Consider the following 13685-nt stretch of genomic DNA (forward strand, 5'->3'; position numbering starts at 1 on the left):
CTTCGGTCCCGCGATGCGCGGGCGACGATGACAGGACGCTTCGTGCGGCCCTTCGAGCCCGATGGTTCAGGCGAGAAGCGCCCGGATCGCGCGGGCGGGCGCCTGCTCGCCATAGGGCTTGGGGATGAAGACGGTCTTCTCGGGCAGAACGTCCCGGCGCGGATCCAGATGGCCGGATGTGATGACGATGGAGATGTGAGGCCACCGGCCGCGCACGAGAGAGGCGAGCTCGAGGCCGTTCATGGGCCCCGGCATCTTCACGTCGGTGAACAGGACCCGGATATCGGAGCGGCTCTGGAGGATCTCATGCGCCGCCTGGGCATGGGCGGTCTCGATCACGTCGTAGCCGGCCTCTTCCAGGGCGTCCGCCGCGGCCATGCGGACGAAAGGCTCGTCCTCGACGAGGAGCACCACGGGGCGGGCGGATAATGTCGGGCCTTTCATCGGAACGGGCTGCTCGCGATCTGAAGGGGTCGGACGTTACGCGCAGGTCCACTCGAATCGGTGGGCCTAACTTAAGGTATCGTAACGTTAGAGCAAAGGAAGAAACGTGCGGCAGAGCACGGAACGCCGCATTTATTCCTCTGCCATTCCCCTCACAGCATGCTCGGCAGCACCCGGTCCGGCGGCTTGTGGCCGTCCACGAAGGCGCGGATGTTGACGATCACCTTCTCGCCCATGGCGATGCGGCCCTCGACGGTGGCCGAGCCCATATGGGGCAGAAGCACCACCTTGCCCTGCTTGGCGAGCCGCACGAGGCGCGGATTGACGGCGGGCTCCTCCTCGAACACGTCGAGGCCCGCGCCGGCGATGGCCCCGGATTCGATGAGCTTGGTGAGCGCGCCTTCGTCGATGATCTCGCCGCGGGCCGTGTTCACCAGGATCGCGTCGGGCTTCATGAGCTTCAGGCGGCGCGCCGAGAGCAGGTGATAGGTGCCGGGCGTATGCGGGCAGTTCACGGACACGATATCCATGCGCGCCAGCATCTGGTCGAGGGATTCCCAATAGGTCGCCTCGAGCTCCGCCTCGATCTTGGGCGGAACGTGGCGGCGGTTGTGGTAATGGATCGACAGGCCGAAGGCCTTGGCGCGGCGGGCCAGCGCCTGGCCGATGCGGCCCATGCCGACGATGCCGAGGCGCTTTCCCGTGATGCGCCGTCCCAGCATCCAGGTGGGCGACCAGCCCGCCCAGTTGCCGTCCGGGATCACGCGCGCCCCTTCCGGGATGCGGCGGGCGACCGCCAGGATCAGCGCCATGGTCATGTCCGCCGTGTCTTCGGTGAGCACGCCGGGCGTGTTGGTGACGGTGATGCCCCTGGCCACCGCCGCCGGGACGTCGATGTTGTCGACGCCGTTGCCGAAATTCGCGATCAGCTTCAGGCCGGGCCCGGCCTTCCCGATGACGGACGCGTCGATCTCGTCCGTGATGGTGGGCACCAGCACGTCGGCCGTCCTGACGGCCTCGGCCAGCTCTTCGGCGGAAAGGGGCTTGTCGTCGAGATTGAGGCGCGTGTCGAACAATTCGCGCAGGCGCGTTTCGATCACGTCGGGCAGACGGCGGGTGACAACGACCAAGGGTCTTTTTTTCATCGGCTCATACGTCCCCGGCACTGAAACAGCCGCGAAGTGAAAAGAGTTTCACGCTCTCTTAACCCTGACTCGGCGATCAAAGGCGACGACCCGCCGCGTGGCGGTATCCGTCAAGCTTCTCTACCAGAGCCTCCACCCAAGACAAAGCCATGATCGGGAAAACCATGCGCAGGACCGTCCTTGCCCTTGCCGTAGCCGGCCTGAGCGCCGCGTCTGCTCTGGCGCAGCAGCAGCCTCCGGGCGGGCGCCTGGGAACCGGCCTGCCCGTGCCCCGCTATGTCAGCCTCAAGACGGACCGGGTGAACCTGCGCGAGGGCCCCTCCAAGGATCACCGGACGGCCTGGGTGTTCCAGCGCGCGGGGCTGCCGGTGGAGATCATCGCCGAATACGAGACCTGGCGGCGCATCCGCGATTCGGAAGGCACCGAGGGCTGGGTTCTCCACTCCCTCCTTTCGGGGCGGCGCACGGCCCTCGTGATGCCCTGGGCCAAGGGCAAGCAGCCCCCGATCAGCCTCCTCGACCGGCCCGACGAGAAAAGCGGCGTGATGGCCCATCTCCAGCCGGGCGTGATCACCAACATCAAGGGCTGCGACGGCAAGTGGTGCCGGGTCATGATCGTGATGGACGGTGCCCGCGACGTGGACGGCTACATCCAGCAGGACAAGCTCTGGGGCGTCTATCCCAACGAGACGATCGAGTAGGAGCCCCCTCTGCTCCCAAAGCAGAGAGGCCTCTGCAGGGTATATTAAGTCTCTTGCGTCTACCGGTTTTGCCACGGCGCGGAAGGGGCGCGTAATTTCGATAAGCAGAGGTTATGGAATTCAGCCTGGGTGCTAGGTTCGGTCAAAGACCTCTGGCTGCAAATTTCCGGTCCTCAACAGGTGTTGCACCGCGTATGCCACCGAGAGGGCATCGTCGAGCGCATCATGTCCCTGCAAGGGGGGGTGTTTGACGCCATAGTAGTCCGCCAGCTTGTTGCTGGGCGTCTTCCCGATATCCTCGATTGGCATCCCTGCCACGATCATCAGTTTGACAGCATTGTCGAACCGGTGAGCCGGGATGGCCCACGGAATGCCAGCGACGTAGCAACTGATGGCGACCATGTTGAGCTCATCCTTGCCCCACGACCAGGACTTTGCGCCGTCTGAGAAGCGGTCAAAGCCCGCAAGGGCTTCCTGTAACGGTACCCCCTCCGCCTGGATGTTTTCCTCAGTAATGCCGGTCAGCTTGGTGAAGAAAGGGTCGATTGGGTACCTCTTGCTGAAGCGATCAACCGGCTGAACGTAGGCTCTGTAGGTATCCATGAGAGGGAAATCCCCCTCCAGCCCAAGCTTCACGGCACCGATTTGGGCGATCACTGGATCGGGGTCGTGAGCCGCACACCAAAACCTGCTTTGTGAACCCTGGACGCACAGAAACTCGCAGTCGAATACGATGGCCGTCTTCATGATCGAAGCTTCCCTTCTTCGCGCCAGCACTCGTCCTGCGCCAAGCGCCACATAAGGATTAAAGCACTCTCGCGCGCACGTTAGAAGATAATCCGCGAATTGCGCGTAAGCCCATTTATGGAACCGGATAGGGTGTCTTTTGAGCGTATTCGGAAGAAGTATCCAGCATCGCAGGAAGCAGGCTAGCAAAGGGTTAGTCTAAGGTGCTCTGGCAAGAACCCTGAACGAGCTCGAATTACTTGGAAAGACTTGTAAGGGAAAATGGCTTCTGGAGAGCCGCCGAGCCATCAAAAAGCATGTCGAGAAGGTTGGCTATCTCCGCACGGGATCGAAGGTGGAGCTTTTTGCCCTCGAAAAGTTCGAAGAGCCGCGAATGTCCTGTGAAGGAGTTCGCATTGTCTCGGGTCCGGTACTCTCCAGCCCAAACGATCAGCGCCTCAAAGGCGGCCTCGTCGCCGCCCCGGCGAAGCCCACGCGCTCGAATGTTCTCAATGCATTCCGCCTCGGGCAGATCGAGCCAAATGAAGGCTGTGGCAGAGGGTACAGCCTCATATGCCAGCCAGCCATAGACCCCCTCAATGATCCAACAATCTTTGGAGGCTTGGTCGCGGACCATGCTCTTCGCAACATCAGGGTCCCGCCGGGCACTATAACCGCCCGGCACCCAATGAATGGAGTCCAGATCGATTGCAACTGTGCCCAGGCCTTCAGCCAGCCTCTCGGCCAACCAGCTCTTGCCTGAGCCACTGTTGCCGACAATGACAGTTTTGGAGAACTCGGAACGACCCGGAGCCATGCCCCACCTCGTATGCAGCCTGTCGCCAAGACGCATATAGCCTGATTTCGCGGAACGGACCTTATGGAACCGACTGGTGTAACTTTACATTATCCGTAAGCTCGGCTATGTTCGGAAATGCCAGGTTCGACTAAGTGTGAGTCACTCGGCCTGCGTTAGCTATGCTTCGACCCGCCCGCCTCCTTGGCGGGTTTTTCATGTCTACAGCCTGACAATCAAACCCATGCCAAGGGCCGCCCTTTTCGGGCGGCTTTTTGCGTTTGCGGAGTTCCCATGAAGAAATCCAAGCCTTACGACGTAGCCCGTACGCTCTTCCTCTTCATCGGCAAGGGGGCGCAACGGGTGTTAGTGAGACTGATTGTTGATTGGATTAAGGAACACTGGGACCGCTTTTGAGAGCGGTTATGCGGAAAACTGCAAATCTTCTACCCTGCTAGGCAAGCAATCCGCCTCCCGCCAGACGTCCTTTCCGTTTTATCAAGGTTTCGGCCCTAGAACGGAATAACGCTACCGAAAGCCCGAGACGAGAACGCATGTCCATCAACCTGAGCTTCAAACTCCTGCCGATCCTGGCCCTGGTGCTCGGCATCGCCTCCCTCGTCGCGCCGCGCTTCCTCAACGTCTTCGTGGCGATCTTCCTGATCGTCTATGCGCTCGTCGGCTTCGGCTTCATCCGGTAAGCAGCCCTCTCACGCCGTCAGTTCCCGCGAGAAGAATTCGGCGATCAGGTCCCGCATCTGCTGGATCGGGCGCTGGCGGACCGCGTCGAAGCGCCAGCTCAGGTCGATCGAGTAGCTCGGGAAGGCGATCGGGCAGGGCGAGACGCCGAAGATCCTCAACGGCAGCAGCGCCCGGGCGGCATGGCCGGGCAGGGTGGCGATGGCGTCCGTCTCAGCCAGCAGGAACGGCAGGGCCGAGAAATGCGAGGTTGCGGCCCGCAGCCGGCGCCGGAGGCCGTGCTCCGCCAGCACGTCGTCGACGACCCCGACGAGGCCCGAGAACGAAATCAGCAGATGCTCGCGGGCGATGTATTCCTCGATGGCGAGGGGAGCATGGGAGCCCCGGCGCTTGAGATCGTAGACGCACAGATATCCGGAGCTGCCGAGCGACAGGTGCTTCAGGCGGCTGTCGCTGACCCCGCCCGAGGTGATGGCGAGATCGATCTGGCGGTCGTGCAGGGCCGCGGCGACCATGGCGCTGTTGGTCTGCCGGAAGACGAGCCTCACGCCGGGCAGGAGCCGCTCCGCCGCCTGGATCAGCGCCCTGCCGAAGGCCATCTCGAAATCGTCCGAAAGGCCCAGCGTGACCACATGGGTCTGCGAATCGGCGGCCGGGTCGCCGGACAGGTCGAGGCTCTTGCGCACGATGGACAGCGCGTCCTCGACCATGGGCTTGAGCACGATGGCCCGGGGGGTCGGTCTCAACCCGTTCTGCGTCCTCAAGAAAAGGGGGTCGCCGTAGAGCGCCCTCAGCCGCTTCAGCGATGCGCTGACCGCGGCCTGGCTCAGGCCCAGCCGGGCCGCCGCGGCTGTGACGTTGTGCTCCTGCAGCAGGTGCTCGAACACCACGAGCAGGTTGAGGTCCATCTTCCGGATATCGTTCATGTTTATATCTGAAACTTTGTGCATTTGTTTCATTTGTTTTGAGTGTTGCCATAGACTGCCTCTGTCAAGCGAGGAATGAACATGACGACGGTGGCGGCGCTTCAGATTGGTACGGACCCGGCGGGGACGCAGGCGACCTTGGCCCGCATCCTTTCCTATGCGGGCGCGATCAAGGAGGCGGGCGCGAAGCTCGTCGTGATGCCCGAGGCCCTGCTGGGGGGCTATCCCAAGGGGTCCGATTTCGGCGCGCGGGTCGGGTTCCGCACCCCGGAAGGCCGAGCGGCCTTCCGGGCCTATTGGGAGAGCGCCATCGACGTTCCGGGCCCGGAAACCGACGCCCTCGCGGTTCTCTCGGCGGAGACCGGCGCGTCGCTCGTCGTCGGCGCGATCGAGCGCGACGGCTACACCCTCTACTGCACGGCCCTGTTCTTCGACCCGCAGGCGGGCCTCGTCGCCAAGCACCGGAAGCTCATGCCCACCGGCAGCGAGCGGCTCGTCTGGGGGTTCGGGGACGGCTCGACCTTGCCGGTGATCGAGACGGCGGCCGGCCGCATCGGCGCCGCGATCTGCTGGGAAAACTATATGCCCCTGCTGCGCACCGCCATGTATGCGAAGGGCGTCGAGATCTGGTGCGCGCCGACGGTGGACGAGCGCGAGATCTGGCAGACCTCCATGCGCCACATCGCCTATGAGGGCCGTTGCTACGTGGTCAGCGCCTGCCAGGTCCTGCCCGCGCCGCAGGCCTTGGGCGTCTCCATCGAGAACTGGCCGGCGGACCGGCCCCTGATCCGAGGCGGCAGCGTCATCGTCTCCCCCATGGGCGAGATCCTGGCCGGGCCGCTTTTCGAGAAGGAGGGGCTCGTGGTGGCAAAGACCGACCGCGGTGCGATTGCCGAGGCCCGCTACGATCTCGACGTCACCGGGCATTACGCCAGGCCGGACGTCTTCTCGCTGCAGGTCGACGAGCGGGAAAAGCGTCCCGTCCGAATCGCTTCCGATCGCGATCCTTCCGAGGGTGCGCCGCAGGCGGCGCCCGTTCAACCCTGATCGCCGGACGACCGACGAGAGATTCCAAGATGACCGCCCTTCCGCTGGATCTGATCCGCTCCGCCCGCTCCGCCCTCCAGGGCAAGCTTCCCGTCTCGCCCTGCCTCGAACTGGAAGACGGCGCGTCCCGGCCGGGTCGCGTGTTCGTCAAGGCCGAAAACCTCCTGCCGACGGGCTCGTTCAAGATCCGGGGCGCGACCTTCCGCCTGTCGACCCTGACGCCGGAGGAATGCGGGCGCGGCGTCATCGCCTATTCGACGGGCAATCACGCCCAGGCCGTCGCCAAGGCGTCCCGCGACCGGGGCGTGGCGGCCACCATCGTCATGTCGCCGGACGTGCCCGCGACCAAGATCGCCGCCACCGAGCGCTGGGGCGCGACGGTCGTGATGGCCGAGCCCACCTCCCAGGCCCGGCGGGCCCTGGCGGAACGGCTCGCCGCCGAGCGCGGGCTCGTGATCGTGCCCCCCTATGACGACCTCCAGATCATGGCCGGCCAGGGGACCATCGGCCTCGAACTCGCCGAGCAGATGCCCCGGGGCGTTCCCTTCACCGTCTATGTGCCGATCGGCGGCGGCGGGCTGCTTGCGGGGGTCGCGGCGGCCCTGAAGCAGGCCCGGCCCGACGTGCGGATCGTCGGCGTCGAGCCGCAGGACGAGAACGACGCCTACCGGTCCTTCCGGACCGGGCAGCTGGTTGCCTTGAGCGGTCCGAGCGCCAGCATGGCGGACGCGATCAAGGTGCAGCAGCTCGGCAACCTCACCTTCCCGCTGATCCGGACCCATGTGGACGATATCGAGCTGGTGAGCGAGCGGGAGATCGCCCAGGCGGTCGTGACCTGCGCGACCTCCCTCAAGCTCGTCGTCGAGCCGGGAGGAGCGGTCGGCATGGCCGCCGCGCTGCGTGCGGCCGCCGCGCGCGAGGAGCGGGCGGTCGCTCTGCTCTGCGGCGGCAACATGGCCCTGGAGCGATTTGCGGAAATTCAAGCGAGGGCACTGTGATGAAGCATGAATTAGCGTCGCTGCCGGTCTTTTCCCGGGCGCAGATCGAATCGGTCATCGGCATCGCCGATGCGCTCGAGCCCACGGCGGCATCGCTCGTCGCCTACAGCGAAGGGCGCGCCGTGCGTCCGCCGCTGGGCCTTCTGACCTTCGACAATGGCGGCGAAGCCCATATCAAGAGCGGATACATCAAGGGCGGCGGCCATTTCGTGACCAAGATCGCGACCATGGTCCGCGCCAACCGGGAGCGCGGCCTGCACTCCTCCGACGGCGTCATGCTGCTGTGCAGCGCCGAGACCGGGTTCCCCATCGCGGTCCTGCACGACCGCAAATACCTCACCGACATCCGCACCGCGGCGGTCGGCGCGCTGGCCGCCCGGCTTCTCGCCCCGGAACAGGTCGATACGGTCGGCATCTTCGGAACCGGCGGGCAGGCCCTCCTGCAGATCCAGGCCCTGGCGCTGGTGCGGTCGTTCCGGCGGGTGCTGATCTGGGGACGCGACGCGGAGCGCGCGGCGGGTCTCGCGGCCTCGCTCAAGGGCTCCTTCCCGGATCGCGAGATCGCGGTCGAGCCCAGCGAGAAGGCCGTTTGCGAGGCCTCCCAGGTCATCATCACCGCCACCGCCGCGACCTCACCCCTCATCCGCGGGGAATGGCTGCGTCCGGGCACGCATATCACGGCGATGGGAGCCGACGACGCCGACAAGTGCGAGATCGATCCCGCCTGCTTCGAGCGCGCCCGAATTCTCGTGGTCGACAGCTATGATCTGGCGGAGCGCTTCGGGGACATTCCCAATTGCCTGAAGCGTGCTCCGGGCCTGCGCATCCCTATCGATGCGGAACTGGGAGAATTGCTGGGCGGGAGCAAGACCGTCCGCCGCGCGCCGGAGGACATCACCATCAGCAAGCATATCGGGCTCGGGGTCGAAGACCTTGCCGTCGCGCTCGAAAGCTACCGGCGCCTGACGGCCTGAGCCGTCGGGAAAAACGCTGAGCCTGCCGTTGAGCGGTTCAGGACGCCTTGCGGCGCAGCCGCACGATGACCTCGACGCCCGCCACCTCCATGCCCTCGGGGGGCTCGGGCAGGTCGGCCACGCTCACGCCGGAGGAGGGCATGTCTACGAGCTCGCCCTCTTCCTCCAGGAAGAAGTGGTGGTGCTCGGTGGGGTTGGTGTCGAAATAGGCCTTGGCCCCGTCCACCGCGAGCTGGCGCAGGAGGCCGGCATCCGTGAACTGGTGCAGGGTGTTGTAGACGGTCGCCAGCGAGACCGGAACGCGGGCGCGGGTCGCCTCGTCGAACAGCATCTCGGCCGTGATGTGCCGGTCGCCCTTGCCGAACAGGAGCCAGCCCAGGGACACCCGCTGCCGGGTCGGGCGCAGGCCGACGCGGCGCAGCTTGTCGCGCAGCTCGGACACGGGGCAGCCCTTCCGGTGGGACGGAGCGGTGGTCGACTCGATATAGGCGGACAAGGGATCGGACATGAGCGGAACTGAATGGACGAATGGGCGCTTCTAACATCACAATAATAAGAAAGCGAGAGAATTGCCGCAAGGTTGACCCCGGCAGGGTTGCTGGGCTGGCGGTGTTCCGGCGCGGTTCTTCGGGCACCGCGCTTGGGATGATCCTTGAGGGGGCGAAGAATCCGGGCTCAGGTCCCTTGGATGGATGGCCAAGCCTGTGCTACCAGAGCCGCATTCATAGCCTTGGGCCCTCCCGGGGCGCTTCTTGAAGACCCGAGAAAGGATCGGCATCCGGCATGGCCCGCCAGTCCAGCTTTACTTATGAAGAGCTCCTTGCCTGCGGGCGCGGAGAATTGTTCGGTCCCGGCAACGCGCAATTGCCGCTTCCGCCCATGCTGATGTTCGACCGCATCACCTCCATCGGCGAGGATGGTGGCGCCTATGGCAAAGGCCACGTGATCGCCGAGCTCGACGTGCGGCCGGACCTCTGGTTCTTTCCCTGCCACTTCAAGGGCGATCCGGTGATGCCGGGCTGCCTCGGCCTCGACGCGCTCTGGCAGATGACCGGCTTCTTCCTCGGCTGGGGCGGCTCCCCGGGCCGCGGCCGGGCGCTCGGCGTCGGCGAGGTCAAGTTCAGCGACCAGGTGCTGCCCACCGTCAAGAAGGTGGTCTACGGCGTGGACCTCAAGCGCGTCTTCCGCTCCAAGCTGGTGCTCGGCATCGCCGACGGCTGGCTGGAAGCCGACGGACGCCGCATCTATGAGGCCAAGGACATGCGCGTCGGGCTGTTCCAGGCCGAAACCCCGGCCGGCGGCTAGCGCCGGATCTTGTTCCGGCTCGGCCTGAGGCCGGGCCGTATCGTATTGACAAAGCATGATCTTTTTTAAAGAACCGGCCCTGCCGCCCGGCGGCGGGCCGTCAGCAACGGGAATCATGCAATCTCCCATGCGCCGGCTCGGTGTTGAGAATGAGCGGCGCGAGCCTTACGTGTTGAAGTGTTAAGGCTGGCATCGGAAGTCCTTTGAAGAGGTTTGGCTATGAGGCGCGTCGTCGTCACCGGAATGGGCATCGTGTCGTCCATCGGCAACAACACGCAGGAGGTGCTGGCCTCTTTGCGCGAAGCGAAGTCCGGCATCAGCAAGGCTGAGGATTACGCGAAATACGGTTTCCGCTGCCAGGTTCAAGGTGCTCCGACCCTGAACCCGGAAGAGCTGGTCGACCGGCGCGCCATGCGCTTCCACGCCCGCGGCACGGCCTGGAACCATGTCGCCATGGACCAGGCGATCCGCGACGCGGGCCTCGAGGAGAACGACGTCTCCAACGAGCGCACCGGCATCATCATGGGCTCGGGCGGCCCCTCCACCCGCGTGATCGTGGAAGCGGCCGACATCACCCGCGACAAGGGCCCCAAGCGCATCGGCCCCTTCGCGGTGCCGAAGGCCATGTCCTCCACCGCGTCCGCGACGCTCGCGACCTGGTTCAAGATCAAGGGCGTGAACTATTCCATCTCCTCGGCCTGCGCGACCTCGAACCACTGCGTCGGCAACGCCTACGAGATGATCCAGTACGGCAAGCAGGACGTGATGTTCGCCGGCGGCTGCGAGGATCTGGACTGGACCATGTCCAACCTCTTCGACGCCATGGGCGCCATGTCCACCAAGTACAACGACACCCCGGCCCGGGCCTCCCGCGCCTATGACGCCAACCGCGACGGCTTCGTGATCGCCGGCGGCGCGGGCGTGCTGGTGCTCGAGGAGCTGGAGCACGCCAAGGCCCGCGGCGCGAAGATCTACGGCGAGATCGTGGGCTACGGCATGACCTCGGACGGCTACGACATGGTCGCCCCCTCGGGCGAGGGTGCGGTGCGCTGCATGCGCATGGCCTTGCAGAACGTGCACAACCCGATCGACTACATCAACCCGCACGCCACCTCGACCCCGGTCGGCGACCAGAAGGAGATCGAGGCGATCCGCCAGGTCTTCGGCTCCGGCGACAAGTGCCCGCCGATCTCCGCGACGAAATCGCTCACCGGCCACTCCCTCGGCGCGACCGGCGTGCAGGAGGCGATCTATTCGCTGCTGATGATGCAGAACGGCTTCATCTGCGAGAGCGCCCATATCGACGAGCTCGATCCGGAATTCGCCGACATGAACATCGTCCGCAAGCGCATCGACAACGCCAGGATCGATACGGTCCTGTCGAACTCGTTCGGCTTCGGCGGCACCAATGCCACACTCGTCTTCAGCCGCTACAACGGGTAAGACACAGTCATAAACCTGAGACGGCGCCATGCGATGCCGATTCCCTGAAGGAGGGCCTCGCATGGACACGCTCATTGAAATGAACACCAAGGCTCACGATGCACGGTTTGCTAACCGCCGTCATCCGACAATGGAGCCGATGCAGAGGGGGACCCGCATGGGCGGTCTGATGCAAGGAAAGCGCGGCCTCATCATGGGCGTCGCGAACGACCATTCCATCGCCTGGGGCATCGCCAAGACCCTGGCGGAGCACGGTGCGGAACTCGCCTTCACCTATCAGGGCGAGGCGCTCGGCAAGCGCGTGACGCCTCTGGCGCAGTCGCTGGGCTCGGATCTCGTGATCCCCTGCGACGTGGAAGACCTCTCCTCCGTCGATGCCGCATTCGAGGCCATCGACAAGCGCTGGGATTCCATCGACTTCGTGGTCCACGCCATCGGCTTCTCCGACAAGTCGCAGCTCAAGGGGTCCTATGTGGACGTCACCACCCGCGAGAATTTCTCGCGCACCATGGTGATCTCCTGCTTCTCCTTCACGGAAATCGCCCAGCGCGCCGCCCAGCGCATGACGAACGGCGGCTCGCTTCTCACCCTCACCTATGGCGGCTCCACCCGCGTGATGCCGAACTACAACGTGATGGGCGTGGCGAAGGCAGCGTTGGAAGCCTCCATGCGCTACATCGCCTCCGACCTTGGCCCCCGGGGCATCCGCTGCAACGCCATCTCGGCGGGCCCGGTGCGCACGCTTGCGGGCGCGGGCATTTCGGACGCCCGCCTCATGTTCACCTATCAGAAGGCGCACGCGCCCCTGCGCCGCACGGTGACCATCGAGGATATCGGCGGCTCGGCCCTCTACCTGCTCTCCGACCTCTCCAACGGTGTGACCGGCGAAATCCACTACGTGGATTCCGGCTACAACATCATCTCCATGCCGCGCCCCGATGTGCTGAAAGCCCAGGATGCGGCCGGCGTGACCGGCGAAGAGGGCTGAGTCGCCTTCAGGGCCCATTCAGGACGAGTTCCCTAATGCCGCCTGTTCCACGGGCGGCATTTTCATTTCAAGAGCCCCCGTGACTTTTCACGTCCCGGGACGTTCCTCGACGGACATCCTCCCACGATCGAAGGCTGACGAATGAGTCTCGAACCGCGGCTTTCCTCCGTTCCCGCCATTCGAAAGCCGACCGGTTCGTTCCGTCTCGTTGCCCTTGCCGCCGCCATCGGCTGCCTCACGGGCGTCGTCGTCGCAGCCATCCAGTCCTTCGTGGTGTTCGCCCAGCGCGCCACTCTCGGCTTTGCCGCCGAGCGCCGGATCGTTCTGCCCGATCACGCTTCCTATTTCCGCATCGCCCTCGCCCTGACCTGCAGTGCGGTCCTCGTCACCGTCCTGACGCGCCTGGTTTCCCGCTGGAAGATCAAGGAGCCGATCGACGCCGTCGAGGCCAATGCGCTCAGCGGCGGAAGCATGGGCTGGTTCGACGCGATCGGCGTCGTCGTTCCGATCCTGGCTTCCGGTTCGATCGGTGTTGGTGGTCCTTGCTGCCGGACGCCGATGAGTTAGGCGCTGGGAGGTAGACCCGCAGCCAATGATCGGCAAAAGGCTTGAGCTGCCGGTCCCAGCGGCTCATCGAGGCGGTAGGCCAGATAGGCCTCGGAGATCACCTGGCTGCGACGTCCAAGAGCCCTGGTGTGGAGGCGCACCAGACGACCCTCGCTCAGGTCACGATCAACGAGCCAAAGGGGCAGCCGCCCCCAGCCCAGTCCGGCCAAGACCATCTCGTGTTTGGCGTCCTGGCTGCTTACTCGGCAGGTTTGGGGGGAAAGAACTCCAAAGTCGCGGCCTTCCGATAGCGGCGTCGGATCGGACAGCACGATCTGGAGGTGATCCGCCAGATCAGGCAGGCTGACCGTTTCTACCCCATTCTTCATGGCCAACGGGTGCTTGGCCGAGACAACAGCCACCTGTTCGATGGGGAAGATCGCTTCTAGGGCGATGCGCGGGTTGCGGAAATCTTCACCGACGAGGATGGCAAGCGTGCTGCGCTTCTCGATCAAGGCCGTGACCGGGCCGCCGAGTGGTTCGATCGCCAGCCGAATGGAAACCGATGGGTAGGCTGCACGTACCTCCGTCAGCGCGGCCCCGACAGCAGCGATCGGGAATAGGGTGTCGACTGTCAGCGACAACTCGAGCTCGATCCCCTTATTCAGTCCCCGTGCCCGCGCCCGCATCGCGTCAACCCTGAGAAGGATGTCACGGGCATTGGCGAGCAGTGCCTGGCCTTCCGGGGTTAGCACCGGCCGGTGTCTCGAGCGATCAAACAGCGCAACGCCCAGCTCCGCCTCAAGGTTGGCGACCGCATTGCTGACCGCCGATTGAACGCGGGACAGCCGCTGGGCTCCGGAACGAAAGCTGCCGCTCTCCACCACCGTCACGAAGGTTCTCACCTGATCCAGCGTGAGCCCGTCCAGCATGATCTCCTCCGTCGA

17 protein-coding genes are annotated in these 13685 nt (G+C 64.8%); 10 read left to right on the forward strand and 7 right to left on the reverse strand.

What is annotated here, in order from left to right:
- Positions 1-66 precede the first annotated feature (66 nt).
- On the reverse strand, positions 67-444 hold the full coding sequence (locus L879_RS0100505) for a response regulator (protein ID WP_027314401.1): 378 nt from the start codon (positions 442-444) through the stop codon (positions 67-69).
- 152 nt (positions 445-596) lie between these two features.
- Positions 597-1589: a 2-hydroxyacid dehydrogenase gene (locus tag L879_RS0100510; protein ID WP_027314402.1), complete on the reverse strand. Its 993-nt coding sequence runs from the start codon at positions 1587-1589 to the stop codon at positions 597-599.
- A 149-nt stretch (positions 1590-1738) separates the two neighbouring features.
- Between L879_RS0100510 and L879_RS0100515 the strand changes: the two genes are divergently transcribed.
- Complete coding sequence (locus tag L879_RS0100515; protein WP_438268090.1) at positions 1739-2290, forward strand: SH3 domain-containing protein; 552 nt, start codon at positions 1739-1741, stop codon at positions 2288-2290.
- Positions 2291-2422: 132 nt separating this feature from the next.
- Here L879_RS0100515 and L879_RS0100520 read toward each other — a convergent pair whose 3' ends face one another.
- Both L879_RS0100520 and L879_RS19860 read right to left on the reverse strand, forming a co-directional pair.
- Entirely contained in the window at positions 2423-3037 is a 615-nt protein-coding gene (locus tag L879_RS0100520) for a 3'-5' exonuclease (RefSeq protein WP_027314404.1), read from the reverse strand.
- Between the two features lie 235 nt (positions 3038-3272).
- Positions 3273-3833: a P-loop NTPase family protein gene (locus L879_RS19860; protein ID WP_183501300.1), complete on the reverse strand. Its 561-nt coding sequence runs from the start codon at positions 3831-3833 to the stop codon at positions 3273-3275.
- Between the two features lie 273 nt (positions 3834-4106).
- Between L879_RS19860 and L879_RS24435 the strand changes: the two genes are divergently transcribed.
- A complete protein-coding gene (locus L879_RS24435) occupies positions 4107-4229 on the forward strand; it encodes a hypothetical protein (RefSeq protein ID WP_275944439.1) in 123 nt (40 codons plus the stop codon).
- A 137-nt stretch (positions 4230-4366) separates the two neighbouring features.
- Positions 4367-4513: a DUF3096 domain-containing protein gene (locus L879_RS23035; RefSeq protein ID WP_084020587.1), complete on the forward strand. Its 147-nt coding sequence runs from the start codon at positions 4367-4369 to the stop codon at positions 4511-4513.
- Between the two features lie 9 nt (positions 4514-4522).
- Here the strand turns inward: L879_RS23035 and L879_RS0100535 are convergent, their stop codons facing one another.
- Complete coding sequence (locus tag L879_RS0100535; RefSeq protein WP_051434929.1) at positions 4523-5437, reverse strand: LysR substrate-binding domain-containing protein; 915 nt, start codon at positions 5435-5437, stop codon at positions 4523-4525.
- Positions 5438-5518: 81 nt separating this feature from the next.
- Here L879_RS0100535 and L879_RS19865 point away from each other — a divergent pair, with 81 nt between their 5' ends.
- The 3 genes from L879_RS19865 to L879_RS19870 are packed head-to-tail and all read left to right on the forward strand — an operon-like array spanning position 5519 to position 8456.
- Complete coding sequence (locus tag L879_RS19865; protein WP_245265141.1) at positions 5519-6484, forward strand: carbon-nitrogen hydrolase family protein; 966 nt, start codon at positions 5519-5521, stop codon at positions 6482-6484.
- A gap of 29 nt (positions 6485-6513) precedes the next feature.
- Positions 6514-7482, forward strand: a complete 969-nt coding sequence (locus L879_RS0100545; protein ID WP_027314406.1) for a threonine ammonia-lyase — start codon at positions 6514-6516, stop codon at positions 7480-7482.
- Positions 7482-8456, forward strand: coding sequence for an ornithine cyclodeaminase family protein (locus L879_RS19870; protein ID WP_051434931.1), 975 nt, complete (start codon positions 7482-7484; stop codon positions 8454-8456). The genes L879_RS0100545 and L879_RS19870 overlap by 1 nt, the downstream gene beginning before the upstream one ends.
- Positions 8457-8493: 37 nt before the next feature.
- On the opposite strand, the gene irr is transcribed toward L879_RS19870, so the two are convergent.
- Complete coding sequence (gene irr, locus L879_RS0100555; protein ID WP_027314407.1) at positions 8494-8964, reverse strand: Fur family transcriptional regulator Irr; 471 nt, start codon at positions 8962-8964, stop codon at positions 8494-8496.
- Positions 8965-9239: 275 nt separating this feature from the next.
- Here irr and fabA point away from each other — a divergent pair, with 275 nt between their 5' ends.
- From fabA to L879_RS0100575, 4 genes are all read left to right on the forward strand, one after another.
- Positions 9240-9761 (forward strand): 3-hydroxyacyl-[acyl-carrier-protein] dehydratase FabA, encoded by a 522-nt coding sequence (fabA, locus tag L879_RS0100560; RefSeq protein WP_027314408.1) that lies wholly within the window; start codon positions 9240-9242, stop codon positions 9759-9761.
- A gap of 219 nt (positions 9762-9980) precedes the next feature.
- The gene (fabB, locus tag L879_RS0100565) at positions 9981-11204 is read left to right on the forward strand and encodes a beta-ketoacyl-ACP synthase I (RefSeq protein WP_027314409.1); all 1224 of its coding nucleotides are present in this window, start codon (positions 9981-9983) and stop codon (positions 11202-11204) included.
- Positions 11205-11361: 157 nt separating this feature from the next.
- Positions 11362-12192 carry an enoyl-ACP reductase FabI gene (gene fabI / locus L879_RS0100570; RefSeq protein ID WP_027314410.1) on the forward strand — a complete coding sequence of 277 codons (831 nt, stop codon included), beginning with the start codon at positions 11362-11364 and terminating at the stop codon, positions 12190-12192.
- Between the two features lie 141 nt (positions 12193-12333).
- Entirely contained in the window at positions 12334-12759 is a 426-nt protein-coding gene (locus L879_RS0100575) for a voltage-gated chloride channel family protein (RefSeq protein WP_027314411.1), read from the forward strand.
- Here L879_RS0100575 and L879_RS0100580 read toward each other — a convergent pair.
- Complete coding sequence (locus tag L879_RS0100580) at positions 12756-13670, reverse strand: LysR family transcriptional regulator (protein ID WP_027314412.1); 915 nt, start codon at positions 13668-13670, stop codon at positions 12756-12758. The two genes, L879_RS0100575 and L879_RS0100580, sit on opposite strands and share 4 nt — an antisense overlap.
- Between the last annotated feature and the right edge of the window lie 15 nt (positions 13671-13685).

Origin of the sequence: Microvirga flocculans ATCC BAA-817 (assembly GCF_000518665.1) — a bacterium.
Taxonomy (GTDB): Bacteria; Pseudomonadota; Alphaproteobacteria; order Rhizobiales; family Beijerinckiaceae; genus Microvirga; species Microvirga flocculans.